The following is a 521-nucleotide window of genomic DNA, read 5'->3' as shown; positions in this document are numbered from 1 at the left end:
TTTTTTTTCATACCATCTTGTGTTGTTAGTTTGTATTTCTTATCTTTCTATCCGATCCCCCTGCCCCCCTCGCCAAACCACACACAACACCCACAACACCCACCCCACACCCACAACCCCCCCCCCCCCTATCCACCCACCCCCCACCCCCCCCCACCCCACCCACCCGCCCCCCCCCCCACACCCACCCCCCCCCCCCACCACCCCAACCCCCCCCCCAACCCACCAAACCCCCCCAACCACCCCACCACCCCCCCCACCCCCCCCCCCCCCGGCGCCCCCCCCAACACCCCGGCCCCGCGGCGCGCGCCGCGCCGGCGGACCCCCCCAACCGGGGGGCAGGGGAATTGCTGGTCACCAGTATGGACGGGGATGGCACCCAAGCGGGTTACGATCTGGCCCTCACAGCGGCGATCGCCGAACGGGTGGAAATTCCGGTGATTGCTTCCGGGGGAGCGGGTAATTGTCAGCACGTGTACGAAGCATTCACGGAAGGCAAAGCTGACGCGGCACTGTTAGCT

General features: G+C 67.4%; 1 pseudogene. It reads left to right on the top strand.

The features are described from left to right. Window positions 1-335: 335 nt before the first annotated feature. A pseudogene (locus ODQ17_RS19170) lies at window positions 336-521 on the top strand (HisA/HisF-related TIM barrel protein); the annotation flags it as partial.

The organism is Acinetobacter sp. IRS14, assembly GCF_034650275.1.
Lineage (GTDB): Bacteria > Pseudomonadota > Gammaproteobacteria > Pseudomonadales > Moraxellaceae > Acinetobacter > Acinetobacter oleivorans.
The sequence above is the reverse complement of the archived record's forward strand: the minus strand, read 5'-3'. Positions and strand labels throughout refer to the sequence as shown.